We start from the raw sequence: 25819 nt of genomic DNA, 5'->3' as shown, positions 1-25819 counted from the left end.
CTTCGCGGATTTCCGCTTTCCTACCTGGCTTCGTTCTGCCTATGTACCGGCATGGCCCAGCGTGTTCCTTCCGCTCCGTTTCATGATCCCGCAACGGCTTTCGCGCGCGTACGCGTGAGCGCGTGCGCGCGCGTTACGTCGCGACCCGGTGCGAACTTCGCACGCGAAACCGCGGTTTTTTCATGATCGCGCATCTCACCGGAAAACTGGTGTCGGCGGGTGCCGATCATGCGGTGATCGACGTGAACGGCGTCGGCTATCTGGTCGGCGCGTCGGCGCGGACGCTCGAAGCGCTCGGCATCACCGGCGACCATGTGACGGTGCACACCGAAATGCTGGTTTCGGAGGATTCGATCCGGCTGATGGGCTTTGCCAGCGCCGACGAACGCGACTGGTTCCGCCTGCTCACCAGCGTCCAGGGCGTCGGCGCGAAAGTGGCGCTGGCGATTCTCTCCACGCTCGCGCCCGAAGAAGTGCAGGGCGCGATCGCCCGCGCCGACAGCGCGATGATCGCGCGCGCTAACGGCGTCGGCCCGAAACTCGCCCAGCGCATCTGCAACGAATTGAAGGACAAGGCGGGCGTCGCGCTCGGCGGCGGCGCGGAGGCGGGCGCGGCGTCGGCCCCGGCGGCCGGCGCGAGCCAGGACGCGGTATCGGCGCTGCTCAACCTCGGCTTCAAACCCGCCGAAGCGAGCGCGGCGGTGAAGGCGGCGGACGATGAACTCGGCGCGGGCGCGAGTCTCGACGCGCTGGTGCGACTGGCGCTGCGGAAGGCGGCGAAGTGATGCGTCGCCCCTAACTATCGTCATGCTGAACTCGTTTCAGCATCCACCTCGCCTCGGAGCGCGGACCATTGGAGAAGCAGCCCTGCGTCTACATCCTCGCAAGCCAGCGGAACGGGACGATCTACGTTGGGGTGACCTCCGACCTGATGGCGCGGCTGCACCAGCACCGAACCGGCGTCATCCCGGGTTTTGCGTCAAAACACGCCGCCAACCGCCTCGTTCGGTTCGAACAATTCGGGACGATGGAATTGGCGATCACACGTGAAAAGCAGCTCAAGCGGTGGCGTCGGGAATGGAAGCTCAACCTGATCGAATCGGATAACCCCGAATGGGTCGATCTTGCTGTGGGGCTGGGGTTTGATCCGCTGGGTTCGCGCGGGCCGGGAAGTGGATGCTGAAACAAGTTCAGCATGACGGTTTTTGGTGGGGGGGGATACGCTTCCCCACACTCCACTCGTCATGCTGAACTTGTTTCAGCATCCACCGGGCCGCATCGCCCTGGCACCCGTTGGGAAGCGCCACGTCGGCCGCCACCCCCTCGGAAAGTCCCCAATGGCATTTGGGCAGCGCATGCGCTCCAATCGCCGCGAAAGGAGGCCGCGATGAATCGCAGAACCTTGCTTTTGGGCGGTGCCGCCGCCGGCGTGTCAGTCGCGGGCGTTGCCGGGATCAGCATCGCCGGGATGGGCTCCCGATCCGAATATGACGACTGGGCGCGCGACCTGCGCCGGCCGCTGGCCCCCGATGCCGGGCCGCGCGAGGCAGTGCGCTATGCCGGGCTCGCCGCCAACGGGCATAATACGCAGCCCTGGCGGTTCGTGCTGGAGCAGGACCGGCTGCGCATCCTGCCCGATTTCGACCGGCGTACGCCGGTGGTCGATCCCGACGATCATCACCTGTTCGTCAGCCTCGGCGCGGCGGCGGAGAATGCGTCGCTGGCGCTGCGGGTGATGGGGCTGGGCGGCGCGCCGATCGCCGATGACGCGGGCGCCGCGCTCGAAATCGATGCCGGGCTGGCGGAGGAAAGCGCCTTGCTCGCCGCCGTGCCGCAGCGCCAATCCTCGCGCACCCTTTATGATGGAAGCGCCATTCCCGCCGAGCAGCTGCGCCGATTGCAGCAGGCGGCGGCGGTGCCCGGCGTGCGCATGGTGCTGCTCACCGATGCGGCGCGCCGCGCGACGCTGCGCGACATGATCGTCGCGGGCAATGACATGCAGATGGCCGATCCGGCGTTCATGGCCGAGCTCAAGCAATGGCTGCGCTTCAATCCGGCGAGCGCGATGCGCCGGGGGGACGGGCTGTTCACGGCCTGCACCGGCAATCCCAGCATGCCAGGCTGGATCGGCGGCCCGGTATTCGACTTTGCCTTCGATCCGGGCGCGGAAAGCGATCGCTATGCCGCGCAGGCAGACAGTTCGGCCGGGTTCGCGGTTTTCTTCGGCGAGAAGGCGGATCGCGAACACTGGATGCGTGTTGGCCATGCCTGCCAGCGGTTCGCGCTGGCGGCGACGGCCGCGGGGCTGGCGCATGCTTTCGTCAACCAGCCGGTCGAAGTGCCCGCGCTGTGCGCCGATCTGGCGGCGCTGGCGGGCGAAAGCGTGCGGCCCGATCTGGTGATCCGATTCGGCCACGGCCCGCGCGCACCCTATTCGCCGCGCCGCCCGGTTTCGCAGCTTTTGGCGTGAGCGCGGACATGCTTTGTTCCCTTCACGCCGCGATTGCCCTAGCAAGGGGGCGATGACCGACCCCGACCGCATCCTCACCCCCGCCCGACGGCCCGACGATGTCGACGCCGCGCTGCGCCCCAAGTCGCTCGACGAGTTTGTCGGGCAGGCGGCGGCGCGCGAGAATCTGCGGGTGTTCATCGATGCCGCCAAGGGGCGCGACGAGGCGCTCGACCATGTCCTTTTCTTCGGCCCGCCGGGGCTGGGCAAGACGACGCTGGCGCAGATCATGGCGCGCGAAATGGGCGTGGGGTTCCGCGCCACCTCCGGCCCGGTGATCGCCAAGTCGGGCGATCTTGCGGCGCTGCTCACCAATCTCGAGGACGGCGACGTTCTGTTCATCGACGAGATTCACCGGCTCAATCCGGCGGTCGAGGAAGTCCTTTATCCCGCGATGGAGGATCGCGCGCTCGACCTGATGATCGGCGAGGGCCCCTCGGCGCGATCGGTGCGGATTGATCTGCCGCGCTTCACTTTGGTCGGCGCGACGACGCGGCAGGGGCTGCTCTCGACGCCGTTGCGCGATCGTTTCGGCATTCCGGTGCGGCTCAATTTCTACACGGTCGAGGAACTGGAAAAGGTGGTAACCCGCGCCGCCAATCTGCTCGACCTGCATGTCGCGTCTGACGGTGCGCAGGAGATTGCCAAGCGCTCGCGCGGGACGCCGCGCATCTCCGGCCGGCTGCTGCGCCGGGTGCGCGATTTCGCCAATGTGGCGGGGGTCGAAACGGTCGATGCGCCCACCGCAGACCGCGCGCTCAACCGGCTCGAAGTCGATGCGCTCGGCCTCGACGCGATGGACCGGCGCTATCTGACGATGATCGCCGACATTTATCGCGGCGGGCCGGTCGGCGTCGAAACGCTCGCGGCGGGGCTCAGCGAACCGCGCGACACGATCGAGGAAGTGATCGAGCCGTACCTCATCCAGATCGGCATGATCGCCCGCACCGCGCGCGGCCGCTGCCTCAACCCGGCGGGGTGGAAGCATCTCGGCCTCAACCCGCCCGAAGGCGGACAGGACGGGCTGTTCGATTGAAGCCGTCGCCCCTGCGCAGGCAGGGGCCCATGTCTGTAGCGTTGTGCCTGACCCTCTGACACAAAGGACGGACCGTTTGTGTCAGCCGAATATGAAGACTGCACAGCGACAGGCCCCTGCCTGCGCAGGGGCGACGGGAGGTTGTTACGCGCCCTCAAGCCCAAACAGATCCTCGACCCGCAGGTCGAACGCCGCCGCCAGTTTGAGCGCCAGCACCGTCGAAGGGACGAACACGCCATTTTCGACCGTATTGATCGTCTTGCGGCTGACGCCCACGCGCTCGGCCAGTTCGGCCTGGGTCCAGCCGCGCTCGGTGCGAACGTCCTTGAGGCGGCAGATCAGCCGCTCGCTCACTGCGCCGCGCGCAGTTCGAGGACGGCGAAATGCAGCAGGGCGATGCCGAGCGTGGCCGTGACCGCGGATGCCAGCGCGGGCAGCGCGAGCAGCGGATCGGACAGCGTGGCAAACATCGCCGCCAGCATCGCGACCAGCCCCGTCCAGAAGCCGGTCGTCACGGCCATGCGGCGATGCGCCTGCACGACTTCGTCATTGAGCAGGCGACGCAGCCCCGCATTCTTGAACCAGCCGCCGATGCCGGTGAGGTTGAGTGCGATCACGCCGACCATCAGCGTCCAGCCGATGAGCCGCGACGACCGGTCGAAATCGCCGATCGATATCGCGAGGTTCAGAACCAACAGCCCCGCCATCGCCAGAAACAGCATTGCACGGGCATGTCCCAGCCGATCCGCGCGTTCGACATTACTCATTACTTCGACTCCATGTAACCTTAGCGTTACATGTAACCTGTGGGTGACATCGTCAAGCGGAAGTTTTCGCGCGCCGAACCGAGTGGCTTTCGCCGTACCGCTGCCTTCCTTCCGCCCCCCTGCTCGGCTAGTGCCGCGCGTTCATGGCGACCGATGCGACAGACTCCGTACCGACCGGCCGCTTCGTCGATGGCGAGCATCGCTTTGTCCTGCGTGTCTATTTCGAGGACACCGACCTCACTTCGATGGTCTATCACGCCAATTATCTGCGGTTCTTGGAACGCGCGCGTTCCGATATGCTCGAAGTCGCCGGGATCAGTCAGCGGGCGGCGTTCGACGCGGGGCAGGGGGCCTATGCGATACGCGACTTGTCGATTCGCTATCTGGCGCCGGCGCGGCTGGGCGATGTGCTGACGGTGGTGAGCCGGGTGACGGCACTTCGCGCGGCGGCGGTGGTTATTCATCAACGCGTAATGTGCGCGGAGAAACTATTGGCGGAAGCGGAAGTCGAAGCGGTGTTCCTGACGCCCTCCGGTCGCCCGCGCCGCCAGCCGGCTGAATGGATGGCGGTGTTCGAGCCGCTGGTGTGGAAGGGAAACTGAGCCTCGATGGAATTCTTCGCCAATCTCAACACGGACGCAGCGAGCCTTTCTCCGATCGCGCTGTTCCTTCAGGCCGACTGGGTGGTGAAGGGCGTGATGCTGGGCCTGCTTGCCGCCAGCATCTGGACCTGGGCGATCATCATCGGTTTTGCGATTCGCATGGGCAGGACGCGCAAGCGGATGACCCAGTTCGAAGAGGAATATCGCGAAGCCGACGATATCGATGAATTCCATCGCCGCATCGCCGGGCGCGACGTGCCGGTGGCGCGGGTCTTTTCGGCGGGCGTCACCGAATGGCGCCGGTCGACCACCGGCAAGAGCGTCGATCGTGAAGGCACGCGCGAGCGGCTGGCGACGGCGATGGGCGCGACGGTGGCGGCGGAGATCGACAAGCTGTCGGATCGTCTCAACTGGCTCGCGACGATCGGATCGGTCGCGCCGTTCGTCGGGCTCTTCGGCACCGTCTGGGGCATCATGCGCAGCTTCACCAGCATCGCGGCCGAGCAGAACAGCTCGCTTGCGGTCGTCGCGCCGGGCATTGCCGAGGCACTGTTCGCGACTGCGATCGGCCTGTTCGCCGCCATCCCCGCAGTGATCGCCTATAATCGCTACAGCCACGGCATCAACAAGGTCGAGGCGCGGCTCAATCGCTTCGCAGACGGCTTCCACGCGACGCTCAGCCGCCGTCTGGAGAATGAAGCCTGATGGCGATGCAGCTCCCTTCGCAGCGCGGCAAGGGCCGGCGCGCGCCGATGGCGGACATCAACGTCACGCCGCTGGTCGACGTGATGCTGGTGCTGCTGATCATCTTCATGGTCACCGCGCCGCTGCTCACCGCCGGCGTGCCGATCGACCTGCCCGAAAGCCGAGCCAAGCCGCTCGAACAGGATCAGGAGCCGGTGCAGATTTCGATCGACGAGAATGGCGGCGTCTTCATCGACCGCGAAGCGGTGCGGCAGGCCGATCTCGCCGCCCGTCTGGATGCGATCGCTGCGCAAGTGGGCGAGAACGGCAAGCCGCCCCAAATCTATCTGCGCGGCGATCAGATGCTCGGCTATGGCAAGGTTATGCAGGTGATGGGCGAGCTCAACCGCGCCGGGCTCAATCGCGTGTCGCTGGTCACCACGTCGCAATCGGGCGGCGAGTAAGGGCGCGTCGATGGACAGCGGCGAAGGAACCGGGCTGGGAGTAGCCGTTTTCGGCCACGTCCTGCTGTTCGGCGGGCTTTCGCTCGGCTTTCTCGCGACGCCCAACCCCACCAGCTTCGAACAGCAGCCGATCGAAGTGTCGCTGACCGACGACATCGCGCTGGTCAGCGCGTCGCAGGTTCCCGACGCCCAGGTTCCCGCCGCCCGCCTCGCCGAAGAGGAAGGGCCGGTCGAGCATGAAGTGCCCGAAGCGAATGAAGCCGAACCCGAACCGGTGACTCAGCCGCGCAGCGAGGAACAGCCCGCGCCGACGCGCGCGCCGACGACCCGGCCCGAACCGGAGCCCTCGCGCTCGCCGCGTGCGGCATCGACCACGCGACGCGAGCAACCGCGTGAGCAGCCAACGCGCCGCGACGTGCGGCCCACCGGGCGGCTCGACGGAATGGACCTGGGGCGATCGGACACGGCATCGCAAAGCCAGTCGACCACCGCGCCGGCAGCCACGCTGGGGGATCGCGAAGTCGCTTCGCTGCGTGCGGAGATTCGTCGCCAGCTTCGCCCGCACTGGTCGCCGCCCACCGGCGCCGATTCGGAAAAGCTGGTGACCTTTGTGCGCGTGCGTCTCAATCGCGACGGTTCGCTCGCCGCGCGGCCGACGGTGATACGCACCGAAGGGCGCACCGCCAGCAATCGCGGCCAGGTGTCGCTCCATCAGGAGCGCGCGATTCGCGCTGTCGAGCTGGCATCGCCTTTCCGCCTTCCCGATCGCTTTTACGATGCGTGGAAGGATTTTGACATTTCGCTCGACCAGAGGCTGGCATTGTGATGGCTGCGATCGCTCTTGCCGCCGTCGCAACGGCGCCTTCGGCACGCTGTCCCGGTCCCTTTGCCGGCGTGGATATCGCTGCGGATGTGGCCGCTTCGCTGGCTGCCGAGTTGCGCCGTCAGATCAAGCCGTTCTGGAAGCCGCCCGAGGGCACCGGGCGGCTGCGGACGCGCCTGCGGCTTCGCTTTTCACGCGATGGCGCGCTTGTCGGAGAGCCAGCGCTGGTGTCCCAAGAGGGCATCGCCGAGGTATCCGACGCACTTGCGCAGGAGCATGCCCGGCGTGCCATAAAGGCAGTGTATCGGGCCGCACCCTTTCGACTCCCCGTCCAATATTACGCTATCTGGTGTAGCGTGGACATTCAGTTCGATGCGAGGCTGGACCAATGAAGTTGCTTGTTTCCCTATTCGGTTCGCTCACGCTGCTCGCGGCGCCCGCCGTTGCGCAGGTGACGGATCAGCCGACGCCCGCGCCGACCAGTCCCGCAACCGGACAGGATGGCCGATCGCAGGACGGCCGCCTGCAGGTCGACGTGACCGCCGATATCGGTGCGGATCAGCTCGTCATCGCCATCCCGCCCATGCCGACGTCCGCCAATCAGCAGACCGCCGCGGGCTCGACTGCCGATCTCGGCCGTCAGATCGCCGAAGTGATCGAGGCCGATCTGCGCAACACCGGGCTGTTCCGCACCATCGGTCCCGATCAGACGCCGACGATCCCGTACCAGCAGGTAACGGCCCCGGATTTCCCCTTCTGGTATTCGGGATCGGCGCAGGCGCTGGTGCAGGGCTATGTCCGCGCCAATGGCGACGGGCTGACGGTCGGCTGCTATCTCTACGACGTCGCGCTGCAGAGCGAGCTGGTGCGGCAGGGTTTTGTCGTCGGCGCCGGCGACTGGCGCCGTGCCGCGCATAAATGCGCCGACGCCATCTACACCCGGCTGACCGGCGAAGGCCCCTATTTCGACAGCCGCGTCGTCTATGTCTCCGAAACCGGGCCCAAGGATCGCCGCCTCAAGCGGCTGGCGATCATGGATCAGGACGGCGCCAATCACCGCTTCCTCACCAACGGCCAGTCGATCGTGCTGACGCCGCGCTTCGCGCCCAATCAGCAGATGATCGTTTACATGAGCTATCAGAACGATCGCCCCTCGATCCACGTCTATGACCTGTCGAGCGGGCGCCAGCGGCTGCTGGTCAGCGATGACAATCTCAGCTTCGCGCCGCGCTTCTCGCCCGATGGCCGCTGGGTGCTGTTCACCATGTCGATCGGCGGCAACGCCGATATCTATCGCGTGTCGGTTTCGGGCGGTGCGCCGCAGCGGCTGACCAGCTCGCCGGGCATCGACACCGGCGGCAGCTATTCGCCCGACGGCAGCCGGATCGTCTTCGAAAGCGATCGCGGCGGTTCGCAGCAGCTCTATGTGATGAACGCCGATGGCTCGAACCAGCACCGCATCAGCTTCGGCGGCGGCCGTTATGCGACCCCCGTCTGGAGCCCGCGTGGCGACCTGATCGCCTTCACAAGGATGGGCGGCGGCGCGTTCCGTATCGGCGTGATCAGCCCGAACGGCGATGGCGAACGGCTGCTTACCGATGCCTGGGGCGACGAAGGCCCGAGCTGGTCGCCCAACGGGCGGGTATTGATGTTCTTCCGTGCGTCCCAGGGATCGGGGCAGGCGGACTTGTGGTCGGTGGATCTCACCGGCGTGAACGCGCGGCGCATTCCGACGCCGCTCGACGGATCGGACCCGAGCTGGGGGCCGCTCCGCGATTGAACCTTTCCAGCAGTAGCGCGTACCGATCCGCGAGGATGCGGGATCGAACAGGGAAACCAAGGAGGAGTTTCACAATGAACAAGCTGACGATTGCGATGGTCGCCGGTGTCGCGCTGGTCGCCACCGCGGGTTGCGCCAAGAAGCGACCCGAACAACTGCCGCCGGGCCCCGGCCCGACGACGCCGACGCCGGCTCCGACCCCGGGTCCGGGCACTGGCGTCGTCCCCGGCTCGGCCGCGGATTTCAAGCGCTCGGTGGTCAGCGACACGATCCACTTCGCGCTCGATCAATATGACATCGACCCTGAAGCCCGTGCGGTGCTCGACAGCCAGGCGCGCTGGCTGGCGCAGTATCCGAACGTGCGCATTACGCTCGAAGGCCATTGCGACGAGCGCGGCACGCGCGAATACAACCTCGCGCTCGGCGATCGCCGCGCCAATGCGGCGAAGAACTATCTCGCCGCGCGCGGAGTCTCGCCCTCGCGGATCACGACGATCAGCTACGGCAAGGAACGTCCGATCGCGCTCGGTTCGAACGAAGCCGCCTGGGCGCAGAACCGCCGCGCGGTGACGATCGTCCTCAACTGATCGCGCGCCGCCCCGGCGGCAATGCGAAACGAGAGGGGAGTGCCCATAGCGGGCGCTCCCCTTTTGCGTGGGTTGCACCAAATCCTCCCCCTGGCGGGGAAGGAATTAGTGCTGCCCTGTTGCGCTGACTCCGCTAGGCTGATGCCATGTCCACCGACACCGCCGCCCGCATTCGCGCTCCGATCGATCTCGTCTCCGATACGATTCAGGGGTGGATCGACGGCTTCTATATCCAGCTTCCCAATATCGTTGCGGGCCTCATCTTCCTGGTGCTCGCCTGGATATTGGGCAGGCTCTTCGCCCATGTCGTCCGGCGTGTCGCGGTGCGGCGCGGGCGGCCGGATCTGGGGCAGTTGCTCGGATCGCTCGCTTATGGCGGCGCGATGATCGCGGCGCTGATGGTCGCCGCCGCGATCATCTTCCCCAGTGTCCATCCCGGCGACATCCTCGCCGCGCTCGGCATCGGATCGGTCGCGGTCGGCTTTGCCTTCAAGGATATCCTGCAGAACCTGTTCGCCGGCGTGCTGATCCTGCTGCGCCGTCCGTTCCTGCGCGGCGACCAGATCGTCGTGCAGGGGTATGAAGGCACGGTCGAACATATCGAAAGCCGTGCGACCGTCATCAAAACCTATGACGGGCGGCGGGTGATCATCCCCAATGCGGACATCTATACCTCGCCGGTGACAGTGAACACGGCATGGCCGCACCGCCGCGACGAATATGATGTCGGGATTGGTTTCGGCGATCATCCCGCACAGGCCGCCGCCGCGTTTCTCGACGTACTTAAGGGCATCGACGGCATCGTTGCGGAACCCGCGCCCGAGGCGCTGCCCTGGGCGCTCGAGGACAGTTCGGTGGTTCTCAAGCTGCGCTGGTGGACCGATTCGCGGCGCACCGATGTCGTCCATGTCCGCGCGCGGGTGATCCTCGCGGTGTACGAAGCGGCGAAGGCGCAGGGCATCGACTTGCCCTTCCCGACGCAGGTGCTGCTGTTCCACGATCAGACCGAGGAAAGCGACGGCGACCGGACGCGCCAGCGCGAAGGCTGGCCGGCGGGGAGCGATCCGCCGAAGCCGCGGCGCGCGGTGGTGTCTGAGCGGGGCGGAGACGCGAAATAACTCCGTCGCCCCTGCGCAGGCAGGGGCCTATTGCTGTATCGTTCCGCCTAGATGACTGACACAAGGAGCGCGTGTCTTGTGTCAGAGGGGCAGGCACCAAGCCACAGACATAGGCCCCTGCCTGCGCAGGGGCGACGGTCGAGCGGCTCGTCCGATTTCGCTTGCGCAACGCTCGCATCCGATATAAATATGATATCACTTTAATGGAGGTGGAGATGAGCGATTTCTCGGCCTATGCGCTGCGCAACAGCAAGGAACGCGGCGCGCGGACTTCGAGTGGTTACGGGATGCTTGCGCTGGCGGCGGTGCTGCTGGCGGGCACGATATGGATCGGCTTTCAGATTGGCACCTGGCCCGACTGGATGGCGGCGGTAGGCATCGGCATCGGATCGATCGCCGTGCTGTTCGTCGCGGCGGGTTTCTATCTGCTGCAGCCCAATCAGGCGGCGGCGATCCTGTTGTTCGGCGATTATCAGGGCAGCGACCGCAATACCGGGCTGCGCTGGGCGTGGCCGTGGCTCACCAAGCAGAAAATCTCGGTGCGCATTCACAACATCACGTCCGAACGGCTCAAGGTGAACGATCTGCGCGGCAATCCGATCGAGATTGCTTCGAATGTCGTGTGGCGCGTGGCGGACACCGCGATGGCGCTGTTCGACGTCGATGACTACAAGGAGTTCGTGAACATCCAGATCGAAAGCGCGGTGCGCGCGATCGGATCGCGCTATCCCTATGACGAGTTCGAGGACGACAAGATCACGCTGCGCGGCAATGCCGATATCGTCAGCGACGAGATTAAGGCCGAGCTGCAGGATCGCGTCGCGCTGGCGGGTGTTTCGATCGAGGAATGTCGCCTGACGCACCTCGCCTACGCCTCCGAAATCGCGCAGGCCATGCTGCGCCGCCAACAGGCGGAAGCGGTCGTCGCGGCGCGTGCCAAGCTGGTGGAAGGCGCGGTCGGCATGGTCGAAATGGCGCTCGAACAGCTTTCCGAAAAGCAGGTCGTCGAGCTCGATGACGAGCGCCGCGCGGCGATGGTGTCGAATTTGATGGTCGTATTGTGCTCGGAACGCGACACGCAACCGGTCGTCAACTCGGGTTCGCTCTATCAGTAATGTGTAAGGCGTAGGGCATGGCTGCTCCACCGAAGAAGGCGTTTCCCCTGCGGCTCGATCCGGCGCTCCACGCCGCGATCGAGCGCGCGGCGGCGAGCGATCTTCGCAGCGTGAATGCGGAGGTGGAGGTGCTGCTGCGCGAGGCGCTGGCAAGGCGCGGCGTCAAGCTAGCCGACCCGGCGCCGCGCAAGCGCGGCCGGCCGCCCAAGAGCGAAGGAGACAGTCAGTGAGCGACGACAAGGAACTGATGTTCACCCTCTATCGCGGCCCGGGCCAGTATCGGCTGGTGCCGTCGAGCGGGAAGGGGATGGCGGTATTCCTTGGCGTGCTGCTCGGCGGGCTGGTGCCGCTGCCGCTGGTCGTCTGGCTTTCGCACACGCTCAGCTACTGGATGCTCGCGCTCTATCTGACCCTGTTTGTGGTCGCGATCGTCTGGATGATTCGTTTCGCCAGCCGCCACGCCGAAGTGATCGATCTGCGCGAACTGGCGCGCGATCTGAAGGAATTCAAGGCATGGCGGGAGGAGCAGAAGCGCCACCGCTGACATCGAGGAGAAGACCTATGCTGATGGCCATTTTCGCAAAACGTTCGCACCTGCCCTGGCTGATCGGCGGCTCGGCGCTGCTGCTCGCGGCGGGGATCGCGGCGATGGTGGCACTGCCATGAACCTCGGCCGCCGCATCCGCCGCCATTACAAGGTCGGGGAAGGCTATTGGTTCGCGCCCAAGATGTTCGGCTGGGGCGCGACGCCGGTCACCTGGCAGGGCTGGCTCGCCACGCTGATCTTCGCGGGCCTGCTGTTCGGCGTGGTCTATGCGACGCCGGGGACCTACATCAAGCTGGTCGCGGCTACGCCGATCGTGCTTGCCTTCCTGCTCCTGCTCGCGCGCAAGACCGAGGGCGGCCTCCACTGGCAATGGGGCCCGCGCGACCGGTGAAGCCAGTCCCGTCGCCCCTGCGCAGGCAGGGGCCCATGTCTGTGGCGTGGCGCCTGGCCCTTTGACACAAGAGGCGCGCTTCGTGTGTCAGCCGAGTATGTAAAATGTACAGCGATAGGCCCCTGCCTGCGCAGGGGCGACGTCACGGGGCGCTTGAGAACCGGTTCTCGAAGGACGCTTCTCGACAGGCTCGAAGCTGCTCGAACCCAACGGAAGGGATAAGCGGCCGTCAGCTCCCCAGCGCTTCGCCCAGCAGCCGCGCCAGCCGCAGCCCGGCGCGCTCGATCTGCCGCTTGGCCACCGGCACAAGCTCCGCGATCGTCTCGTTGCTCAGCATCGCGCGTTCCTCCTGCGGGATGCAAGGTTCGCCCAGCGCGGAGGTGTAGGCGAAATCGCGGCTGACCTGCCAGCTTTCGCGGCTCCAGTCCTCGACGCTACCCGCAGCGATCCGCGCGGCTTCGTCGGCCGGATAGCGATGCACCAGCGACGGTGGCGTCGAAATCGCCCGCTCGGCGAGCGGCCCGTCCCAGATGCTGTGCAGGTTGAGCCGCTCGGTCACGAAAATCCCGTATCCCGCCGGCACGCGATTGCCGCCCAGATCGCCGCGATCGCCGGCATGGAGCGGCATGTGCAGATCGCCGACGAAATGGATCAGGAAGGCCAGCGCCTGCACCTTCTCGCGCACCGGAACGCGATCGTCCTGAAGCAGCTTCACGTCGCGCTCGATCTGCGCAGAGACGCAATTGCCGTCCTTGCACGCAGCCTTCAGGTCGAACGGCTCGCAGACATGCACATTCTGATAGTGCCAGTTATAGGCATAGCTGAAGCGCGGCCCGAGCGCCTTGATGCAATCGGCCCACACGCTCGCCTGTTCGATCGTGCCCGCCGGGCAGGTCGGGGTTTCGAGCAGCGCCGATTGCGCGAGCAGCCGGTCCACCGCCGCGCGGGTGCGCGCATCGATATTGGCATAGGCGATCTTCGCCACCGTCTCATGCCCATATTCCCAATAGGCAGCGGCAGGCGTGGTAGCGAAGGCGCCGGCAAGCGCCAGCAGCGGGAGGAGCAAACGACGGAGCATCAGGGGCGACCTTCTCTTATGCGTCGGAATAGATTTGCACGTCGGGCGCGGCATCGGAAGCGGCGCGGCCGCGATACATGCCCGGCGTGGTGAAACTCCACACCGTTTCGCCGCTCGGCGCGGTGACGATGACGCCACCGACTCCGCCCATGTCCAGCGTTTCGGCGAGCACGAAATCGGCGGCCTGCTGCAGCGTCTCGCCGAGGAAGCGGACGCGTGCGCTGATTTCGTGCGCGACGCCTTCGCGAATGAAAAATTCGCCCGCGCCGGTCGCCGAAACCGCGCAGCCGCGATCGTCGGCATAGGTGCCCGCGCCGATCAGCGGCGAATCGCCGACGCGGCCCCAGCGCTTGCCGGTGAGGCCGCCGGTGGAGGTGCCCGCCGCGACATGGCCGTTAACATCGCGCGCGACGGCGCCGACGGTGCCGTATTTCATGTCGATGTCGAACCCGTCGCCGTCATGCTCGCGGAATTCGTCGAGCTGGCGGCGCCGTTCCTCGGTGGCGAACCATGCCGGGTCGACGGTTTCCAGATCCTGTCCGCGCGCAAAGGCCTCGGCGCCGTCGCCGCTCAGCAGCACATGCGGGCTCGCCGTCATCACGGCGCGGGCGGCGCTGATCGGGTGGCGGATCGTGGTCAGCCCCGCCACCGCGCCCGCGCCGCGATCGCGCCCGTCCATGATCGAGGCGTCGAGTTCGTTGCGGCCTTCCCAAGTGAACACCGATCCGCGCCCGGCATTGAACGCCGGATCATCCTCGAGCACATGGATCGCGGCTTCGACTGCGTCGATCGCGTCGCCGCCGCGGTCGAGGATATCGGACCCCGCCTTGAGCGCATCCGCAAGCCCCGCCAGCGCGGCTTCCTCCTGCCCCTCCGGCAGATTGCCGGGCCGCATGCTCCCCGCGCCGCCATGAATGACGAGCGACCATTTGCGCTCGTTTGGGGCATCGGCAACAGACGGCATGGGCAGAGGTCCGAATACTGGTGTCAGGCACTGGGCACGCCGCTGTCGACGGCCGGGGGCCTGTTAGCAGATCGCGATGGCGATGCCAGCCGCAGCTTGAGCCCCACCAGCGGGCGCAGCGGCGGAATGGTGCGGCCGATCGCGTAAAAGGCCCAGCAGCTTGCCACGGTCGCCACGATGACGATGGCGAATTCGACGAACCAGGGCAGGCCGAACGGCAGCAGCCAGTATTCGACCATGACGATCGCTGTCTGGTGGATGATGTAGAAGGGGAAGACCGCTTCGTTGAGCGTCCTGCGCCAGCGATGGTCGCGATTCCAGAAACGCTCGGCGATGCCGATCAGCGCGATGATCGTCCCCCACTCCTGAAACGGGCGAGCAAAGCGGAACAGCCGATAGGCCCAGTCCGCCGCCACTGTCTCCCCCGGCCAGGTCCATTCGACGCCCGCCGCCGCGCAATAGCCCGCCAGCCCCAGCAAGGCCGCCAGCTTCCACTGCCGCGCGATCGCGGCCATCACCGGTTTTGATCCGGCGAGCAGGAAGCCGAAGACGAACATCGCCGGATAGACGAGATGCGACACCGGATCGGTGAACAGGTCGTGCGTCTCTTCCTGCCCCGGAACCAGCACCATCCGCACGAAGAGCAGCCATGCGATCGGAAGCGCGAGCAGCCCGCCGCCGGTCATCCCCCGGTCGAACCAGCGCTGGATCGTCGCGCCGCCCCGGCGCACCGCCAGCACCGCCGACAGCGCCAGCGTATAGACCCACAGATAGACGACGAACCACAGATGCTGCCAGGTCGGCACATGGATGCCGTGGATTTCGGTCCAGCGGAAATAGTCGTTCTGCCAGAACCACAGGAAGCTGTGCGCATAGCCATATTTGGTGACCAGCTCGACCCAGGGCTGGGCCGGGATCACCACGATCATCGCGAAGATGGTGGGGATCAGCAGCCGCCACGTCCGGTTCCCGGCGAAGCGCAGCGGCCGGGGTGAACGCATATACAGCGCGCGGCTGGCATAGCCCGATACGACGAACAGCAGCGCCAGCCGCCAGGCATTGGTCGCCAGCATCGGTATCGCCAGCCATTCCTGCGGCTGCGCGGTCTTCACATGAAAGCCCCAATGCACGAACACCATGCCGGTGTGATAGAGAATGAGCAGGCCGAAGGCGGCGATGCGCAGCCAGTCCATGCCGTAATGCCGTTCCATGAAACGCTCCGATGATTGCGGGATGCGCGACGGCTAGCGGCGCGCGCCGGGGCGCGGTATCGCCGGGGGATGAATGGCGGACGGGCTGGGATGACGGCGCGAGAAGCGGGGACGAGCGGCGGCAGTCGCGGGACGAGCGGTGGCTGGATCGCCGCCGTGCTGTTCGTCGCGCTGACGGCGATCCATCTGGTCGTGAATGCGCTCAGCCAGAGATCCGATTTCGATTCCGAACCGGCGCATCATATCTGGCTGTGGGAAGCATCGAGCGCGCTTGGCTGGTGCCTGCTCGCCTGGCCGATCTGGCATGCCGTCGCGTTGCTGCGCCCGCCCCGCGCGGGCTGGCCCGCCGCAGTCGGCGCGCATCTCGCGCTCAGCGTGGCGGCCTCGGCGATCCACGTCGCGGTGATGGTCGCGCTGCGCAAGGCGGTCTATGCCGGATGGGGCGAGACCTATGTCTTTGCCGACAACCTTCCGGCATCGCTGATCTACGAATATCGCAAGGATCTGCTGACCTATGTCCAGATCGCTGCATCGTTCGGGTTGATCCGCTGGATCGCCGAATCGCGCATCGTGCCGATCGCGCGCGAGCAGACCGCGCCCGCTCCGGTGCTCGAAATCGCCGACGGCGCCGTCACGCATCGCGTGCCCGTCGCCGAGATCGACTGGGCCGCCTCCGCGGGTAACTATGTCGAGATCGGCCGGGGCGAGCGGACCTTGCTCCACCGCTCGACGCTGACGGCGCTGGCTGACCGGCTGGGCGAGGATTTCGTCCGCATCCATCGCGGCCGGCTGGTGCGTCGCGCCGCCGTCGCGCGGATCGAGACCGACAGGAGCGGCGATTTCACCGTGACGCTGGCCGGTGGCCAGACGCTACGCGGCAGCAGGCGTTACCGCGGCGGGCTTTGACCGGCGCGGGCCGAGTCCGATCAGCGGGCGCAGCGGTGCGATGTCGCGCCCGACGATGTAGAAGGTCAGGCAGGCCGCGATGGTCGCGGCGACCAGCGCGACGAACTCGGCGAGCGGGTGCAGGCCCAGCGGCAGCAGATACCAGGCCGTCAGGATGATCGCGCCGTGATGGATCAGGTAGAAGGGGAAGACCGCTTCGCTGAGCGTGGCGCGAAGCGGATGATCTCGATTCCACATCCGGTCGGCAAGACGGAACAGCGCCAGCGTCATCGTCCATGCCATCGCATAGCGCGCCGCGCGGTCGAGTGCCTGAATCGCATGCGGCGGCCAGGCATCGCCCTGCCATGTCAGTTCGATCGCGATCAGGATCGCTCCCGCCAGCGCCGATGCCAGCAGCGCCGGTCGCCACAGCCGCTCCATCGGTGCCCATAGCGCGGGCGTGCGCGCCAGCACGAATCCGAACAGGAAAGGCGGGACATAGAGCGCATGGCCCGACCAGTCGGTGAACAGTCCCTGTTTTTCGGGAACGACGAACAACAGTCCCAGCTTCATCGTCACCAGCGCGGCGGCGGGCGCCCAGAGCAGCCGGTTCCTGATGCTCAGCCATTCGGCGGTTGCCGCGATCACGCGATCGGCGCGCTGCGGCAGCCACGCCAGCACCAGCGCCAGCGCGAAGGTGTAGGCGGCGAGATATTCGACGAACCAGAGATGTTCCCAGCTGGGAAATTCGGTGTCGAAGAAGCGGCCCCAATGCCAGCTGTCATGCAGCCAGAAATAGGTATAGCCGTGATCATAGCCGTTCTGGAGCACGCGGACCCACATTTCCACCGGCACCAGAATCACCATGCCGAAGGCAAGCGGAATCAGCAGCCGCTTTGCGCGCGACCAGGCAAAGGCGCCGACGCTGCCGGTCTTGGCGAGCAGTTTGGCCGAGGCATAGCCTGACACGGCGAAGAGCAGCGCCAGCCGCCAGGGGTTCAGCAGAGTCGCCGGAACGATCAGCCATTCATAAGTGGTCGCGCTCTTGATCACCCAGTTGCCCGGCACGAAAACCAGTGTGATGTGATAGAAGATCAGCAGGCCGAAAGCGGCGATGCGCAACCAGTCCAGCCCGTAATGGCGCTGGCCTTGCACTGCTATCGGGATGGTGCCGGCTCTGGCGTCCATCGAAATTGCGGTCCTCGCGGCGTCTCGTGCCTTTCACGTGCGACGCGGGATCGCTATAAGGCGCAGGTGTAAGCGAAGCGTTAGCGAGCAAATCCCCATGTCCGTCCGTCCCTGGCGCGATATCATGCGCCGCAAGAGCCGCCAGATCATGGTCGGCAACGTCCCCGTCGGGGGCGATGCGCCGATTTCGGTGCAGACGATGACCAATACGGTCACTGCCGACGTCACCGCGACGGTCGACCAGATTCGCCGCTGCGAGGAGGCGGGCGCGGACATCATCCGCGTCTCCTGCCCCGATGTGGAAAGCACGACCGCGCTCAAGCAGATCGTTCGCGCGGCGCAGGTGCCGATCGTCGCCGACATCCATTTCCACTATAAGCGCGCGCTCGAAGCCGCCGATGCCGGCGCGGCGTGCCTGCGCATCAATCCGGGCAATATCGGCTCGGCATCGCGCGTGAAGGAAGTGGTGGACGCGGCCAAGGCGAATGGCTGTTCGATCCGCATCGGCGTCAATGCCGGCAGCCTCGAAAAGGATCTGCTGGAAAAGTACGGCGAGCCGTGCCCCGAGGCTTTGGTCGAAAGCGCGCTCGATCATATCAAGCTGCTTCAGGATCACGACTTCCACGAATTCAAGGTCGCGGTGAAGGCAAGCGACGTGTTCCTCGCCGTCGCCGCCTATCAGCAGCTCGCCGAAACGGTCGATTGCCCGCTCCATCTCGGCATCACCGAAGCGGGCGGGTTCGTCGGCGGGACAGTGAAATCCGCGATCGGCATCGGCAATCTGCTGTGGTTTGGCATCGGCGACACGCTGCGCGTCTCGCTTTCGGCCGAGCCGGAAGAGGAAGTGCGCGTCGGCTTCGAGATTCTCAAGGCGCTCGGCATCCGCAATCGCGGCGTGCGCGTGGTGAGCTGCCCCAGCTGCGCACGGCAGGGATTCGACGTGATCCGCACCGTCGAGAAGCTCGAAGAACGCCTCAGCCACATCCGCACGCCGATGTCGCTCAGCGTTCTCGGCTGCGTCGTCAACGGCCCCGGCGAAGCGCGCGAAACCGATATCGGCATCACCGGCGGCGGCGCGGGCAAGCACATGGTCTATCTTTCGGGCGTCACCGACCATCATGTCCAGGACGCCGACATGATCGATCATATCGTCCGGCTGGTCGAGGCGAAGGCCGCCGAGATCGAAGCTGCGGGCGAGGCAACCGCGCAGGTGCAGGCCGCCGAATAGCATGACCGGCATCGCGCATGTCGCCGCCACCGGAGACGTGCTCGCGACGGCGGCCGTGCTGCTCGTGCTCCGCTATCTGCTGCTGTTCGTGCCCGGCCTGCCGCGCTGGATGACTCGCTGGACCGGGCGTTTCGCCGCATTGTTCGCGATCCTGCCCGCGCTGCGGATGGTGGTCGTGTCGCAGACCGGCCAGGCGCAGGGCGACCCCGCCATGCTCGGCGCGGGGCTGGCCATATTCGCGATCATCGCGGCGCTTGCCGTCGCCGATGCGCCGCTGGTGCGGCTGCTCCACCGCATCCGCAGCTACGCCACCCGGCAGCGCTGACCGATGCGCGGCACGTCTCCGGCCTTCGCCTTCCTCGTCGCGTCGTTCGGCATCGGCGTCTTCTCGGCGATGGACGCGGTGATGAAGGGGCTGACGCTCGCGCTCGGCGTCTATCTCGCGCTGTTCTGGCGCACGCTGGCGGGGATCGGATTCAGCGGCCTCGTCTGGTGGATTGCCGGGGCACGCAGGCCGTCACGTGCGGCGATGCGCCTCCACCTCATCCGGGGCGCGGTATCGACGGCAATGGCGCTGCTCTTCTTCTGGGGGCTGGCGCGCGTGCCGATGGCGCAGGCAATCGCGCTTACCTATGTCGCGCCGCTGATCGCACTGTTCCTCGCAGCGCTGCTGCTGGGCGAACGGGTGCGCGGCCGGACAGTCGCCGCATCGCTGGTCGCCGCTGCCGGAGTCGGCGTCATCCTCGCCGGCCAGGCGCATGGCGATCTGGGCGACGACGCGTTCCGGGGCGCGCTTGCCATATTGGCATCGGCGCTCTGTTACAGCTGGAACATCATCCTGATGCGCCAGCAGGCGCTGGTCGCCGGTCCGGTGGAGATCACGCTGTTCCAGGGCATCGTCGTCGCGCTGCTGCTGGCGTTTGCCATCCCCTGGCTGGGCGCGGTGCCCGCCGCCGAACACTGGCCGGCGATCCTGCTCGGCGCGGCGCTGGCGACCGTGTCGCTCGGTATATTGAGCTGGGCCTATGCCCGCGCCGAGGCAAGCTATCTCGCGCCTACGGAATTCACCTCATTTCTGTGGGCGGCATTCTATGGCTGGATATTGTTCGGCGAGCATGTTTCGATGTTCACCCTTGCCGGCGCGGCGCTGATCATCTGCGGCTGCGTCTGGGGGGCGCGGGGGCGCTATGCGCCGCAGGAAGCGGAGGTGATGCCATGACTCATATTCGCGAGGCGCGACCCGAGGATATCGGCCTGATCGCGGGCTTCATCCGCAAGCTCGCCGAATATGTCCGGCTTTCCGATCGGGTGACATGCACCGAGCGCGATCTGGAGCGGCATTTGTTCGGTGATCATCGCGCCGCGCAGGTGCTGATCGCCGAATGCGAGGGCAGTCCGGCGGGCTTCGCAGTCTATTACACCACCTTCTCCACCTTTTCCGGTGTGCCGGGGCTCTATCTGGAAGATCTGTTCATCGACCCCAAGGCGCGCGGTACCGGCATCGGCCAGGCGCTGCTCGCGCGGCTGGCGGCGATCGCAGTGGAACGCGGCGCCGACCGACTGTCCTGGGCGGTGCTCGACTGGAATGTCGACGCCAAGGGTTTCTATCGCCGGATCGGTGGGGTTCCCGAGGGTGGCGAGTGGGAGCACTGGCGCCTTTCGGGGGATGCGCTGCACGAATTCGCGGCAAGCGACGCGGGCTGATGGCTATCGACGAAGGGCTGATCGCCTGGGTGGGCGAGGCGCTCGAACCGCTCGGCCCGGTGACGATGCGGCACATGATGGGCGGCGCGACGCTCTACTGCGACGGCACTATCTTCGCGATCGTCGATGACGGCGAAATCTGGTTCAAGGCCGATGCGAAGAGCGATCCCGTCTGGGACGCGGAAGGCGCCGAGCGCTTCGCTGTCGATATGAACGGCAAGACCGGCACGATGAACTATCGCCGCGCGCCCGCCGATGTCTATGACGATCCCGAAGCGATGCGCCGCTGGGCCGGACTGGGGATAGAGGCCGGCGCGCGGGCGCCGGCGAAGAAGAAGCGCAAGGGGTAGGGGCACTCCGACTGCCCACCCACACCCGTTAGCACTGAGCCTGTCGAAGTGCCGTTCTGCCTTCTGCGACGGTGCAAGAAGAAGAACGGTGCTTCGACAGGCTCAGCACCAACGGAGTGACTGGAAAGAAGCGCTTACGCCGCCTTGGCGTCCTTCGCGCGTTCGATCGCCTCGATCACGATCCGGCGTGCGTCGTCGGCGCCGCCCCAGGTGCCGACGCGGACCCACTTTTCCTTTTCCAGGTCTTTGTAGTGGGTGAAGAAATGCTCGATCTGCTGGAAGACGATGTCGGGCAGATCGTCCTTTTCCTCGACATTGGTGTAATAGGGGAAAGTCGAATCCACCGGCACGCAGACCAGCTTTTCATCGCCGCCATGTTCGTCTTCCAGGTTCAGCACCGCGATCGGGCGCGCGCGCACAACGCAGCCTGCGATGAACGGCGAGCGCGCGACGACGAGCGCGTCGAGCGGATCGCCATCGGGCGAAAGCGTGTGCGGCACAAAGCCGTAATTGGCCGGATAGCGCATCGGCGTGTGCAGGATCCGGTCGACGAAGAGCGCGCCCGAGCTCTTGTCGAATTCGTATTTTACCGGCTCGCCGCCGACGGGAACTTCGATGATCACGTTAAGGCTGTGGGGCGGTTTGTCGCCCACCGGCACCATATCAATGCGCATGTTTTCTAGGTTCCTATTTGGCTTGCAGAAGCCGATCCAGGCCAGCCTCTCCACTGGCGATTTTTTCGAGGCGCGGATAGCGCAGCCCGCCGTGATAGTCGATCACAACTTCGTGAATCCTATCGCCCGAGCGAACAGTCAGGCGGATGGGGTCGCTGCTGTCCTTTGCCGCGGTCACGGCGGCCTTCAGTCCGGCATTGCTGTAGGCAGTGCCGTTCACGGCGATCAGATCGTCGGCGACGTCGAGCCCCGCCTCGAAGGCCGGGCCGCCCCAGGTGACTTCGGTGATGTTGCCGCTGCCGCTCACCACCAGGCCGATCGAATAGCCCAGATGCACGCGATTGCGCTGCGATTCATAGTTGCGCATGTAGCTGTTCGGCGTTTCGGTGAAGACCAGACGATAGCCGTTCTCGGTAAAGCCGGCGAGCGGCACGTCCGGGTTCACGTCATAGACGCGCTCGGTCAGGAAACTGTCCCAGTCCCAGGCGACGACGCCGTTCAGCGTGTCGACCACTTCGGCGAAATCATAGGTCACTTCGCCCCAGTCGCCGTCGCGACCCGAACCGAAAAAGGCGCGGGCGAAATCGTCGATCGATTTTTCGCCGCCGGTCAGCTCGCGGATCTTCGCATCGGTTTCGAGCCAGATCAGCAGCCCCTCGACATAATAGTCTTCCGAGCGCTGCCAGCTGGTCCAGGGCTTGGGCTTGCGCGCGGCGATGATCGGATCGTGCGTCGTGTCGATCAGCGGGCGCCACTGCCGCCCCGCGCGCCCTTCGCCATAGATGGCGGCGTAGAAGGCGAGCAGCCCGAGCACGTCTTCCTTGGGGATCATCCCCGATCGCGCGGCGAGAACGACGCCCCAGAATTGCGTCTGGCCTTCATAGACCCACATCTGGTTGTCGCGCATCGGCGTGCGGAAATCGGGCGTCCACAGGTCCTCGCCGCGGCGGTATTTGCCGTTCCAGCTGTGCACGAATTCATGCGGCAGCAGCCCGCGATCGCCGAGCGCGTTTTCCCAGCCGGAGAAATAATCGGTATCGACGCCGTTTTCCGAGCTGCGGTGATGCTCCAGCCCGATACCGCCCATTTCCCCGGTCAGCGCCAGCAGGAATTCATACTGGTCATATTGCTGGGTGCCGAAAAGCTTTACTGCCTGTTCGACCAGCGCGCGGTGGGTTTCGATCATCTCGTCGGTTGCCGCCGCAAGCTGTTCGGGCGCGTCGGCGAAGACATTGAGGTCCACTCGGTCGGTCAGTTCCCATTCGCGGAAATAGCGCCCGGCAAAGACCGGCGAATCGACCAGCACCATGTAGTTGGTCGGTTCGTAGCTATAGACCGATCCCCGGTTGGTCGCGGGGAGGCCCGAACGTGCCGTCCAGCCTTCGGGATAGGTGACGGTCGCCTCGATCGGGATCTGCCGCGTGAAATAGCCCGCGGGATACAGGCTGACCGAAGGGAATTGCAGGTTCATCATGCTCGGCGCGACGACGATGCGGCCCTGATTGCCGGCAACCGCGGAGGTGAACTGAAAGCTCAGCTCGAGCGTGTCGACACCTTCGGGCACATCGAGGTGAAAGGCATAGACGTCGACCGAATCGCGCACCCACGGCACCGTCTCGCCATTGGCGGTGATGGTCAGCCCGGTGAGCTTCTCGATCTCGCCGCGCGAGGCATGCTTGCCCGGCAGCCAGGACGGATAGAGCAGCACCATCGGGCCCGCTTGCGCGACCGGGATGGTCTCGCGGACATGGAAGATGCCCTGTTCGACATCGGTCGCATCGACGTTCAGCATGATCGTGCCGGGATAGGGCACGTCCTTCGGCGCCGGGATGGTGTCTTCATACGGCACTGGCTGCGGCGCCGAATTCTGGGCGAGCGCAGGGGTGGCGGTGGTGAGCAGCAATGCGGCAAAGGCGAACGAACGACGCATGGAGGTATGGCCTTTCGGGAAGGAATTGGGTTGGCGGCAATAAAGCCGCTGCGCTGCACAAGGTAAAGGGGGCGGCGGCAGTCCGCTTGGTATCATAAGGTTTCGCGGTGCTCGTCGCCCCTGCGCAGGCAGGGGCCTATCGCTGTGCAGTTCGCATGACCGGCTGACACAGGAGCGACGGCGAATGTGTCAACGATGCGCGGCACGATGCAGACATGGGCCCCTGCCTGCGCAGGGGCGACGTTTCGTCAGTACCGCGCCCGAAACACCTTCACGGCCGCCGGGGGGCCATTCCGAAGCCGATGCGGCAATGCGGGCCATCAAGGCTGCACCATAGGCGCCCAACGCGGCCATCAGCGCCAACATCGCCGGCATCATCGGCGCCCCAAGCGTTGCGTCGAAGTCGGGATCGCGGATCGTCGACGTCATCAGCTGATCGCCGACAAGGAGTGCGGCCAGCGCGCAAGGCAGCAGCAGCACGTGCAGGATCAGCGCGTACAGCGGTCCGGCGCGTTTCGTCAGCCGCCAGAAGATCACGATGACGGCAATCGGAGCATAGGTCGCGATGATCCAGCCGGCCGTGGCCACGGCCAGCCCTCCTTCCGGCATTTGCGCAAGATAATAATCGTACACATGGCTGTGCAGGAGGTTCGCGCCATAGAGCGTCGCTCCGATCGCCACCACCACAAGCACGATTTCGAGCCGGTTCATGGCCCGTTGATACGCTATCGCCGTTTTCGCCGCCAGGCGGCGGTGCGCGCGAAGCAAAACACCCTTCACGGCTTGCTTACCATTCGCGCCTAAACCCGGCACCCATGTATCACGACACCGCATTGGCAGCCCCGGCCAAGGCCGATCCGCGCCCCCGCTCGGCGGTGAGCGGCGCGGTCGGGCTCGTCGGCATGGCGGGCATGATCACCTGGGTGGTGATCGCGCGCACTTTCGGGATGGACGGGCCGTTTTCGGCACTGACGAACGTGCTCGCCTGCGCACTGCCGATGGTGCTGTGGTCGGTCTTTGTCGACAAGGTGCATCGTCGCCCCTCGACCGGGATCGACTGGTCGATCAGGCGACCTTGGCGCGAAACCTTCGACATCAGCCTGACCAAGCTTGCGGGCCTGTGGCTCACCTGGGGCGGGATCGGCGTGATCTATGCCACCGGGCGCTTCTACTGGCAGGGCAATTTCGCCTTCGCCATGTGGTGTTTCGAAATGGCGGCGCCGTGGCTGTTCGTTCTTTCGATCCCCTATGTGCTGTGGCTCGACCGGCGGCTGATCGAACCGAAGGACGGGTGCTGGTCGCTCGGCGCCTGGCTGATGGGACATGGCGAGGACGTCGACCGTTCGGCGATCGCCAATCACTTGCGCAGCTGGGCGGTAAAGGGGTTCTTCCTCGCCTTCATGCTGTCGATCGTGCCGCCCAATTTCGGCGATTTCATCCGCTGGGAAACCGGCACCATCCTGTCGCATCCGGTCAGCCTGGCCAACTGGCTGATCAGCTTCATGTTCGTGGTCGACGTCGCCTTTGCGACCGCCGGCTATATCCTCACCTTCCGCCCGCTCGATTCGCATATCCGCTCGGCCAATCCGTTCGCCAGCGGCTGGGCGGCGGCGCTGATCTGCTATCCGCCCTTCATCCTGATGGGCAATGGCGGGCCGCTCGACTATCATTCCGGTACCTATGGGCAGGACGGCTGGTTTCGCTGGTTCGGCGAAAGCATGCCCGCAATGTGGGCGTTCGGCGCGGTGCTGGTGGCGCTCACTGCCGTCTATGCCTGGGCGACGGTGGCGTTCGGCTTCCGCTTTTCCAACCTCACCAATCGCGGCATCCTGACCAACGGCCCCTATGCCTTCACCCGGCACCCGGCCTATCTGTCGAAAAACCTGTTCTGGTGGGTGGCGACGCTGCCCTTCCTCGCGACAACCGGCAGCCTTGCCGACGCCGCTCGGAACACGCTTCTGATGTGTGCGGTCAGCGGCGTATATTACTGGCGCGCAAAGACCGAGGAAAAGCATCTGAAGCTCGACCCCGATTATGTCGCTTATGACGGCTGGATTGCGCGCAACGGCGCGGTGCCGCTGTTCTTCGCCTGGCTGACGGGGAAGAAGGCGGGGGCTGGAGCGGAAGGCTCACCGCAAACCTGACTGTCACTCTGGACTCGTTTCAGGGTCCACGCCTCCACTT

General features: G+C 65.7%; 32 protein-coding genes. 23 read left to right on the top strand and 9 right to left on the bottom strand.

What is annotated here, in order from left to right; all coding sequences use genetic code 11:
* The first annotated feature begins 182 nt into the window (after nucleotides 1–182).
* From ruvA to ruvB, 4 genes are all read left to right on the top strand, one after another.
* Nucleotides 183–785, top strand: coding sequence for a Holliday junction branch migration protein RuvA (gene ruvA, locus G5C33_RS17480; RefSeq protein ID WP_165328320.1), 603 nt, complete (start codon nucleotides 183–185; stop codon nucleotides 783–785).
* Between the two features lie 68 nt (nucleotides 786–853).
* The gene (locus tag G5C33_RS17475; RefSeq protein ID WP_165328319.1) at nucleotides 854–1183 is read left to right on the top strand and encodes a GIY-YIG nuclease family protein; all 330 of its coding nucleotides are present in this window, start codon (nucleotides 854–856) and stop codon (nucleotides 1181–1183) included.
* 204 nt (nucleotides 1184–1387) lie between these two features.
* A complete protein-coding gene (locus G5C33_RS17470; protein ID WP_165328318.1) occupies nucleotides 1388–2470 on the top strand; it encodes an Acg family FMN-binding oxidoreductase in 1083 nt (360 codons plus the stop codon).
* A gap of 52 nt (nucleotides 2471–2522) precedes the next feature.
* The gene (ruvB, locus tag G5C33_RS17465; RefSeq protein ID WP_165328317.1) at nucleotides 2523–3545 is read left to right on the top strand and encodes a Holliday junction branch migration DNA helicase RuvB; all 1023 of its coding nucleotides are present in this window, start codon (nucleotides 2523–2525) and stop codon (nucleotides 3543–3545) included.
* A gap of 144 nt (nucleotides 3546–3689) precedes the next feature.
* Here the strand turns inward: ruvB and G5C33_RS17460 are convergent, their stop codons facing one another.
* On the bottom strand, nucleotides 3690–3899 hold the full coding sequence (locus G5C33_RS17460) for a helix-turn-helix transcriptional regulator (protein ID WP_165328316.1): 210 nt from the start codon (nucleotides 3897–3899) through the stop codon (nucleotides 3690–3692).
* Complete coding sequence (locus tag G5C33_RS17455; RefSeq protein WP_165328315.1) at nucleotides 3896–4312, bottom strand: hypothetical protein; 417 nt, start codon at nucleotides 4310–4312, stop codon at nucleotides 3896–3898. Before G5C33_RS17455 ends, G5C33_RS17460 begins: the two co-directional genes overlap by 4 nt.
* Before the next feature lie 143 nt (nucleotides 4313–4455).
* Here G5C33_RS17455 and G5C33_RS17450 point away from each other — a divergent pair, with 143 nt between their 5' ends.
* The 12 genes from G5C33_RS17450 to G5C33_RS17395 all read left to right on the top strand — a co-directional run bounded on the left by G5C33_RS17450 (nucleotide 4456) and on the right by G5C33_RS17395 (nucleotide 12423).
* Entirely contained in the window at nucleotides 4456–4914 is a 459-nt protein-coding gene (locus G5C33_RS17450; RefSeq protein ID WP_165328314.1) for a YbgC/FadM family acyl-CoA thioesterase, read from the top strand.
* A 6-nt stretch (nucleotides 4915–4920) separates the two neighbouring features.
* A complete protein-coding gene (tolQ, locus tag G5C33_RS17445; protein WP_165328313.1) occupies nucleotides 4921–5619 on the top strand; it encodes a protein TolQ in 699 nt (232 codons plus the stop codon).
* Nucleotides 5619–6062, top strand: a complete 444-nt coding sequence (tolR, locus tag G5C33_RS17440; protein ID WP_165328312.1) for a protein TolR — start codon at nucleotides 5619–5621, stop codon at nucleotides 6060–6062. Before tolQ ends, tolR begins: the two co-directional genes overlap by 1 nt.
* Nucleotides 6063–6072: 10 nt before the next feature.
* Nucleotides 6073–6888 (top strand): cell envelope biogenesis protein TolA, encoded by an 816-nt coding sequence (locus G5C33_RS17435; RefSeq protein ID WP_165328311.1) that lies wholly within the window; start codon nucleotides 6073–6075, stop codon nucleotides 6886–6888.
* Nucleotides 6888–7277 (top strand): hypothetical protein, encoded by a 390-nt coding sequence (locus G5C33_RS17430; protein WP_165328310.1) that lies wholly within the window; start codon nucleotides 6888–6890, stop codon nucleotides 7275–7277. The genes G5C33_RS17435 and G5C33_RS17430 overlap by 1 nt, the downstream gene beginning before the upstream one ends.
* Nucleotides 7274–8665, top strand: a complete 1392-nt coding sequence (tolB, locus tag G5C33_RS17425) for a Tol-Pal system beta propeller repeat protein TolB (protein WP_165328309.1) — start codon at nucleotides 7274–7276, stop codon at nucleotides 8663–8665. The genes G5C33_RS17430 and tolB overlap by 4 nt, the downstream gene beginning before the upstream one ends.
* 74 nt (nucleotides 8666–8739) lie before the next feature.
* Entirely contained in the window at nucleotides 8740–9252 is a 513-nt protein-coding gene (gene pal, locus G5C33_RS17420) for a peptidoglycan-associated lipoprotein Pal (protein WP_165328308.1), read from the top strand.
* 146 nt (nucleotides 9253–9398) lie between these two features.
* Complete coding sequence (locus G5C33_RS17415; RefSeq protein WP_165328307.1) at nucleotides 9399–10370, top strand: mechanosensitive ion channel family protein; 972 nt, start codon at nucleotides 9399–9401, stop codon at nucleotides 10368–10370.
* 215 nt (nucleotides 10371–10585) lie between these two features.
* Nucleotides 10586–11485: an SPFH domain-containing protein gene (locus G5C33_RS17410; protein ID WP_165328306.1), complete on the top strand. Its 900-nt coding sequence runs from the start codon at nucleotides 10586–10588 to the stop codon at nucleotides 11483–11485.
* A 17-nt stretch (nucleotides 11486–11502) separates the two neighbouring features.
* Entirely contained in the window at nucleotides 11503–11715 is a 213-nt protein-coding gene (locus G5C33_RS17405) for a toxin-antitoxin system HicB family antitoxin (protein WP_165328305.1), read from the top strand.
* Nucleotides 11712–12029 (top strand): hypothetical protein, encoded by a 318-nt coding sequence (locus G5C33_RS17400; RefSeq protein ID WP_165328304.1) that lies wholly within the window; start codon nucleotides 11712–11714, stop codon nucleotides 12027–12029. The genes G5C33_RS17405 and G5C33_RS17400 overlap by 4 nt, the downstream gene beginning before the upstream one ends.
* 118 nt (nucleotides 12030–12147) lie before the next feature.
* On the top strand, nucleotides 12148–12423 hold the full coding sequence (locus G5C33_RS17395; protein ID WP_165328303.1) for a hypothetical protein: 276 nt from the start codon (nucleotides 12148–12150) through the stop codon (nucleotides 12421–12423).
* 229 nt (nucleotides 12424–12652) lie between these two features.
* On the opposite strand, the gene G5C33_RS17390 is transcribed toward G5C33_RS17395, so the two are convergent.
* The 3 genes from G5C33_RS17390 to G5C33_RS17380 are packed head-to-tail and all read right to left on the bottom strand — an operon-like array spanning nucleotide 12653 to nucleotide 15676.
* Nucleotides 12653–13501, bottom strand: a complete 849-nt coding sequence (locus G5C33_RS17390; protein WP_165328302.1) for a S1/P1 nuclease — start codon at nucleotides 13499–13501, stop codon at nucleotides 12653–12655.
* 16 nt (nucleotides 13502–13517) lie between these two features.
* The gene (locus G5C33_RS17385; RefSeq protein ID WP_165328301.1) at nucleotides 13518–14465 is read right to left on the bottom strand and encodes an isoaspartyl peptidase/L-asparaginase family protein; all 948 of its coding nucleotides are present in this window, start codon (nucleotides 14463–14465) and stop codon (nucleotides 13518–13520) included.
* A 23-nt stretch (nucleotides 14466–14488) separates the two neighbouring features.
* Entirely contained in the window at nucleotides 14489–15676 is a 1188-nt protein-coding gene (locus tag G5C33_RS17380) for an acyltransferase family protein (protein WP_165328300.1), read from the bottom strand.
* A 90-nt stretch (nucleotides 15677–15766) separates the two neighbouring features.
* Here G5C33_RS17380 and G5C33_RS17375 point away from each other — a divergent pair, with 90 nt between their 5' ends.
* Nucleotides 15767–16582 (top strand): LytTR family DNA-binding domain-containing protein, encoded by an 816-nt coding sequence (locus tag G5C33_RS17375; RefSeq protein ID WP_165328299.1) that lies wholly within the window; start codon nucleotides 15767–15769, stop codon nucleotides 16580–16582.
* Here G5C33_RS17375 and G5C33_RS17370 read toward each other — a convergent pair.
* Nucleotides 16547–17749 carry an acyltransferase family protein gene (locus G5C33_RS17370; protein ID WP_165328298.1) on the bottom strand — a complete coding sequence of 401 codons (1203 nt, stop codon included), beginning with the start codon at nucleotides 17747–17749 and terminating at the stop codon, nucleotides 16547–16549. The two genes, G5C33_RS17375 and G5C33_RS17370, sit on opposite strands and share 36 nt — an antisense overlap.
* Before the next feature lie 97 nt (nucleotides 17750–17846).
* Between G5C33_RS17370 and ispG the strand changes: the two genes are divergently transcribed.
* Genes ispG through G5C33_RS17345 form a run of 5 tightly spaced genes read left to right on the top strand, consistent with a single transcriptional unit; the run spans nucleotide 17847 to nucleotide 21031 of the window.
* Complete coding sequence (gene ispG, locus G5C33_RS17365) at nucleotides 17847–18977, top strand: flavodoxin-dependent (E)-4-hydroxy-3-methylbut-2-enyl-diphosphate synthase (RefSeq protein WP_165328297.1); 1131 nt, start codon at nucleotides 17847–17849, stop codon at nucleotides 18975–18977.
* 1 nt (nucleotide 18978) lies between these two features.
* Entirely contained in the window at nucleotides 18979–19302 is a 324-nt protein-coding gene (locus tag G5C33_RS17360; RefSeq protein ID WP_165328296.1) for a hypothetical protein, read from the top strand.
* Nucleotides 19303–19305: 3 nt separating this feature from the next.
* Nucleotides 19306–20196, top strand: a complete 891-nt coding sequence (locus tag G5C33_RS17355; RefSeq protein WP_165328295.1) for a DMT family transporter — start codon at nucleotides 19306–19308, stop codon at nucleotides 20194–20196.
* Nucleotides 20193–20681 (top strand): GNAT family N-acetyltransferase, encoded by a 489-nt coding sequence (locus tag G5C33_RS17350; RefSeq protein ID WP_165328294.1) that lies wholly within the window; start codon nucleotides 20193–20195, stop codon nucleotides 20679–20681. Before G5C33_RS17355 ends, G5C33_RS17350 begins: the two co-directional genes overlap by 4 nt.
* Entirely contained in the window at nucleotides 20681–21031 is a 351-nt protein-coding gene (locus G5C33_RS17345) for a TfoX/Sxy family protein (protein WP_165328293.1), read from the top strand. Before G5C33_RS17350 ends, G5C33_RS17345 begins: the two co-directional genes overlap by 1 nt.
* 134 nt (nucleotides 21032–21165) lie before the next feature.
* Here the strand turns inward: G5C33_RS17345 and ppa are convergent, their stop codons facing one another.
* The 3 genes from ppa to G5C33_RS17330 form a co-directional block, all read right to left on the bottom strand.
* Nucleotides 21166–21705, bottom strand: coding sequence for an inorganic diphosphatase (gene ppa / locus G5C33_RS17340; protein ID WP_165328292.1), 540 nt, complete (start codon nucleotides 21703–21705; stop codon nucleotides 21166–21168).
* 13 nt (nucleotides 21706–21718) lie between these two features.
* Nucleotides 21719–23635, bottom strand: a complete 1917-nt coding sequence (locus tag G5C33_RS17335) for a M61 family metallopeptidase (RefSeq protein ID WP_165328291.1) — start codon at nucleotides 23633–23635, stop codon at nucleotides 21719–21721.
* A gap of 189 nt (nucleotides 23636–23824) precedes the next feature.
* Nucleotides 23825–24346 (bottom strand): hypothetical protein, encoded by a 522-nt coding sequence (locus G5C33_RS17330; RefSeq protein WP_165328290.1) that lies wholly within the window; start codon nucleotides 24344–24346, stop codon nucleotides 23825–23827.
* Nucleotides 24347–24450: 104 nt separating this feature from the next.
* On the opposite strand from G5C33_RS17330, the gene G5C33_RS17325 reads away from it, so the two are divergent.
* Nucleotides 24451–25779 carry a methyltransferase family protein gene (locus G5C33_RS17325; RefSeq protein ID WP_206518587.1) on the top strand — a complete coding sequence of 443 codons (1329 nt, stop codon included), beginning with the start codon at nucleotides 24451–24453 and terminating at the stop codon, nucleotides 25777–25779.
* Nucleotides 25780–25819: the final 40 nt, after the last annotated feature.

Origin of the sequence: Sphingosinithalassobacter tenebrarum (assembly GCF_011057975.1) — a bacterium.
GTDB classification, from domain to species: domain Bacteria; phylum Pseudomonadota; class Alphaproteobacteria; order Sphingomonadales; family Sphingomonadaceae; genus Sphingomonas; species Sphingomonas tenebrarum.
The sequence above is the reverse complement of the archived record's forward strand: the minus strand, read 5'-3'. Positions and strand labels throughout refer to the sequence as shown.

Bases quoted from the DNA above. Each gene is read 5' to 3' on its own strand.
- ruvA (WP_165328320.1), top strand. From the start codon at position 183: ATGATCGCGCATCTCACCGGAAAACTGGTGTCGGCGGGTGCCGATCAT.
- G5C33_RS17435 (WP_165328311.1), top strand. From the start codon at position 6,073: ATGGACAGCGGCGAAGGAACCGGGCTGGGAGTAGCCGTTTTCGGCCAC.
- G5C33_RS17355 (WP_165328295.1), top strand. From the start codon at position 19,306: ATGCGCGGCACGTCTCCGGCCTTCGCCTTCCTCGTCGCGTCGTTCGGC.
- G5C33_RS17325 (WP_206518587.1), top strand. From the start codon at position 24,451: ATGTATCACGACACCGCATTGGCAGCCCCGGCCAAGGCCGATCCGCGC.
- G5C33_RS17360 (WP_165328296.1), top strand. From the start codon at position 18,979: ATGACCGGCATCGCGCATGTCGCCGCCACCGGAGACGTGCTCGCGACG.
- G5C33_RS17390 (WP_165328302.1), bottom strand. From the start codon at position 13,501: ATGCTCCGTCGTTTGCTCCTCCCGCTGCTGGCGCTTGCCGGCGCCTTC.
- ppa (WP_165328292.1), bottom strand. From the start codon at position 21,705: ATGCGCATTGATATGGTGCCGGTGGGCGACAAACCGCCCCACAGCCTT.
- G5C33_RS17345 (WP_165328293.1), top strand. From the start codon at position 20,681: ATGGCTATCGACGAAGGGCTGATCGCCTGGGTGGGCGAGGCGCTCGAA.
- G5C33_RS17395 (WP_165328303.1), top strand. From the start codon at position 12,148: ATGAACCTCGGCCGCCGCATCCGCCGCCATTACAAGGTCGGGGAAGGC.
- ispG (WP_165328297.1), top strand. From the start codon at position 17,847: ATGTCCGTCCGTCCCTGGCGCGATATCATGCGCCGCAAGAGCCGCCAG.
- G5C33_RS17335 (WP_165328291.1), bottom strand. From the start codon at position 23,635: ATGCGTCGTTCGTTCGCCTTTGCCGCATTGCTGCTCACCACCGCCACC.
- G5C33_RS17410 (WP_165328306.1), top strand. From the start codon at position 10,586: ATGAGCGATTTCTCGGCCTATGCGCTGCGCAACAGCAAGGAACGCGGC.
- G5C33_RS17455 (WP_165328315.1), bottom strand. From the start codon at position 4,312: ATGAGTAATGTCGAACGCGCGGATCGGCTGGGACATGCCCGTGCAATG.
- G5C33_RS17430 (WP_165328310.1), top strand. From the start codon at position 6,888: ATGGCTGCGATCGCTCTTGCCGCCGTCGCAACGGCGCCTTCGGCACGC.
- G5C33_RS17415 (WP_165328307.1), top strand. From the start codon at position 9,399: ATGTCCACCGACACCGCCGCCCGCATTCGCGCTCCGATCGATCTCGTC.
- G5C33_RS17370 (WP_165328298.1), bottom strand. From the start codon at position 17,749: ATGGACGCCAGAGCCGGCACCATCCCGATAGCAGTGCAAGGCCAGCGC.
- G5C33_RS17380 (WP_165328300.1), bottom strand. From the start codon at position 15,676: ATGGAACGGCATTACGGCATGGACTGGCTGCGCATCGCCGCCTTCGGC.
- G5C33_RS17350 (WP_165328294.1), top strand. From the start codon at position 20,193: ATGACTCATATTCGCGAGGCGCGACCCGAGGATATCGGCCTGATCGCG.
- G5C33_RS17470 (WP_165328318.1), top strand. From the start codon at position 1,388: ATGAATCGCAGAACCTTGCTTTTGGGCGGTGCCGCCGCCGGCGTGTCA.
- G5C33_RS17450 (WP_165328314.1), top strand. From the start codon at position 4,456: ATGGCGACCGATGCGACAGACTCCGTACCGACCGGCCGCTTCGTCGAT.
- tolQ (WP_165328313.1), top strand. From the start codon at position 4,921: ATGGAATTCTTCGCCAATCTCAACACGGACGCAGCGAGCCTTTCTCCG.
- ruvB (WP_165328317.1), top strand. From the start codon at position 2,523: ATGACCGACCCCGACCGCATCCTCACCCCCGCCCGACGGCCCGACGAT.
- G5C33_RS17385 (WP_165328301.1), bottom strand. From the start codon at position 14,465: ATGCCGTCTGTTGCCGATGCCCCAAACGAGCGCAAATGGTCGCTCGTC.
- tolB (WP_165328309.1), top strand. From the start codon at position 7,274: ATGAAGTTGCTTGTTTCCCTATTCGGTTCGCTCACGCTGCTCGCGGCG.
- G5C33_RS17405 (WP_165328305.1), top strand. From the start codon at position 11,503: ATGGCTGCTCCACCGAAGAAGGCGTTTCCCCTGCGGCTCGATCCGGCG.
- pal (WP_165328308.1), top strand. From the start codon at position 8,740: ATGAACAAGCTGACGATTGCGATGGTCGCCGGTGTCGCGCTGGTCGCC.
- G5C33_RS17330 (WP_165328290.1), bottom strand. From the start codon at position 24,346: ATGAACCGGCTCGAAATCGTGCTTGTGGTGGTGGCGATCGGAGCGACG.
- G5C33_RS17375 (WP_165328299.1), top strand. From the start codon at position 15,767: ATGACGGCGCGAGAAGCGGGGACGAGCGGCGGCAGTCGCGGGACGAGC.
- tolR (WP_165328312.1), top strand. From the start codon at position 5,619: ATGGCGATGCAGCTCCCTTCGCAGCGCGGCAAGGGCCGGCGCGCGCCG.